This window comes from Salibacterium salarium (genome assembly GCF_030813635.1).
GTDB lineage: Bacteria > Bacillota > Bacilli > Bacillales > Marinococcaceae > Salibacterium > Salibacterium salarium.
In genome coordinates this window covers 1-2,905 of the sequence record NZ_JAUSUM010000007.1, presented here as the reverse complement: position 1 = coordinate 2,905, position 2,905 = coordinate 1, and the positions used below count along the sequence as shown (strand labels likewise).

Sequence of the window (2,905 nt, the reverse complement as noted above, 5' to 3'; positions counted from 1 at the left end):
CAAGGGGTCTTACTAGCTTACGCTATGGGAAATCTCATCTTGAGGAGGGCTTCATGCTTAGATGCTTTCAGCACTTATCCCGTCCACACGTAGCTACCCAGCTATGCTCCTGGCGGAACAACTGGTACACCAGCGGTGTGTCCATCCCGGTCCTCTCGTACTAAGGACAGCTCCTCTCAAATTTCCTGCGCCCGCGACGGATAGGGACCGAACTGTCTCACGACGTTCTGAACCCAGCTCGCGTGCCGCTTTAATGGGCGAACAGCCCAACCCTTGGGACCTACTTCAGCCCCAGGATGCGACGAGCCGACATCGAGGTGCCAAACCTCCCCGTCGATGTGGACTCTTGGGGGAGATAAGCCTGTTATCCCCAGGGTAGCTTTTATCCGTTGAGCGACGGCCCTTCCATACGGTACCGCCGGATCACTAAGCCCGACTTTCGTCCCTGCTCGACTCGTAGGTCTCGCAGTCAAGCTCCCTTTTGCCTTTGCACTCTTCGAATGATTTCCAACCATTCTGAGGGAACCTTTGGGCGCCTCCGTTACTATTTAGGAGGCGACCGCCCCAGTCAAACTGCCTACCTGACACTGTCCCTGCACCGGATCACGGTGCGAGGTTAGAATTTCCGTACAGCGAGGGTAGTATCCCACCAGCGCCTCATCCGAACCTGGCGGTCCGGATTCCAAGGCTCCTACCTATCCTGTACAAGCTGTACCAAAATCCAATATCAAGCTGCAGTAAAGCTCCATGGGGTCTTTCCGTCCTGTCGCGGGTAACCTGCATCTTCACAGGTACTACAATTTCACCGGGTCTCTCGTTGAGACAGTGCCCAAGTCGTTGCACCTTTCGTGCGGGTCGGAACTTACCCGACAAGGAATTTCGCTACCTTAGGACCGTTATAGTTACGGCCGCCGTTTACTGGGGCTTCGATTCGAAGCTTCTCCCTGACGGGATAACCTCTCCTCTTAACCTTCCAGCACCGGGCAGGTGTCAGCCCCTATACTTCGCCTTGCGGCTTCGCAGAGACCTGTGTTTTTGATAAACAGTCGCTTGGGCCTTTTCACTGCGGCTCTCCGGGGCTATGAACCCTAGAGAGCACCCCTTCTCCCGAAGTTACGGGGTCATTTTGCCGAGTTCCTTAACGAGAGTTCTCCCGAGCGTCTTAGAATTCTCATCCCACCTACCTGTGTCGGTTTGCGGTACGGGCACCACTTCCCTCGCTAGAGGCTTTTCTTGGCAGTGTAGGGACGGGAACTTCGGTACTGATATTTCCCTCGCCATCGCCGCTCAGCCTTCACGATGAACGGATTTGCCTGTTCATCAGCCTAACGGCTTGGACGCGCATATCCAACAGCGCGCTTGCCCTTCCTTTCTGCGTCCCCCCATCGCTCAAATGGGAAGAAGGTGGTACAGGAATTTCAACCTGTTTTCCATCGCCTACGCCTTTCGGCCTCGGCTTAGGTCCCGACTAACCCTGAGCGGACGAACCTTCCTCAGGAACCCTTAGGTTTTCGACGGAAGGGATTCTCACCCTTCTTTTCGTTACTCATACCGGCATTCTCACTTCCAAGCGCTCCACCGGTCCTCACGGTCCGACTTCGCAGCCCTTGGAACGCTCCCCTACCACGCCCACCTCTTGGTGGGCATCCACAGCTTCGGTGATACGTTTAGCCCCGGTAAATTTTCGGCGCAGAGTCACTCGACTAGTGAGCTATTACGCACTCTTTCAATGGTGGCTGCTTCTAAGCCAACATCCTAGTTGTCTAAGCAACTCCACATCCTTTTCCACTTAACGTATACTTAGGGACCTTAGCTGGTGGTCCGGGCTGTTTCCCTCTTGACGACGGATCTTAGCACTCGCCGTCTGACTCCCGGAAAACAAGTCGCTGGCATTCGGAGTTTGACTGAATTCGGTAATCCTGTAGGGACCCCTCGTCCAATCAGTGCTCTACCTCCAGGACTCTTTCTTCCGAGGCTAGCCCTAAAGCTATTTCGGGGAGAACCAGCTATCTCCGCGTTCGATTGGCATTTCACCTCTACCCACACCTCATCCCCGCAATTTTCAACTTGCGTGGGTTCGGGCCTTCAGCAGGTGTTACCCTGCCTTCACCCTGGACATGGGTAGATCACGCGGTTTCGGGTCTGCGACCGCATACTCGATACGCCCTATTCAGACTCGCTTTCGCTTCGGCTCCGCGTTCTACCGCTTAACCTTGCATACGATCGCAACTCGCCGGTTCATTCTACAAAAGGCACGCCGTCACCCATTAACGGGCTCCGACATCTTGTAGGCACACGGTTTCAGGATCTCTTTCACTCCCCTTCCGGGGTGCTTTTCACCTTTCCCTCACGGTACTGGTTCACTATCGGTCACTGGGTCGTATTTAGCCTTGGGAGATGGTCCTCCCGGATTCCGACGGGATTTCTCGTGCCCCGCCGTACTCAGGATCCACTCCGGAGGAAATCAGGTTTCGACTACCGGGCTCTTACCGTGTATCGCGGGCCGTTCCAGGCCGCTTCGCCTACCTGATTTCTTGATAACTCCGTAAGGAGTGTCCTACAACCCCAGGGTGCAAGCACCCTGGTTTGGGCTGATTCCGTTTCGCTCGCCGCTACTCGGGAAATCGCATATGCTTTCTCTTCCTCCGGGTACTAAGATGTTTCAGTTCCCCGGGTTTGCCTTTTCGCATCCTATGTGTTCAGATGCGAATCCTATCCCATTACGGATAGGGGGTTTCCCCATTCGGATATCCCCGGATCAAAGCTTACTTACAGCTCCACGGGGCGTTTCGCCGTTCGTCGCGTCCTTCATCGGCTCCCAGTGCCAAGGCATCCACCGTGCGCCCTTTCTAGCTTAACCTACAAAGGTGGGTGTTTCTAACACATTCTCGCTCGTCTCTAGTCG

Annotated in this window: 1 rRNA gene; it reads right to left on the bottom strand. The window is 54.9% G+C overall.

The features are described from left to right. A 23S ribosomal RNA gene (locus J2S78_RS17010) occupies positions 1 to 2,860 on the bottom strand; the annotation flags it as partial. Between the last annotated feature and the right edge of the window lie 45 nt (positions 2,861 to 2,905).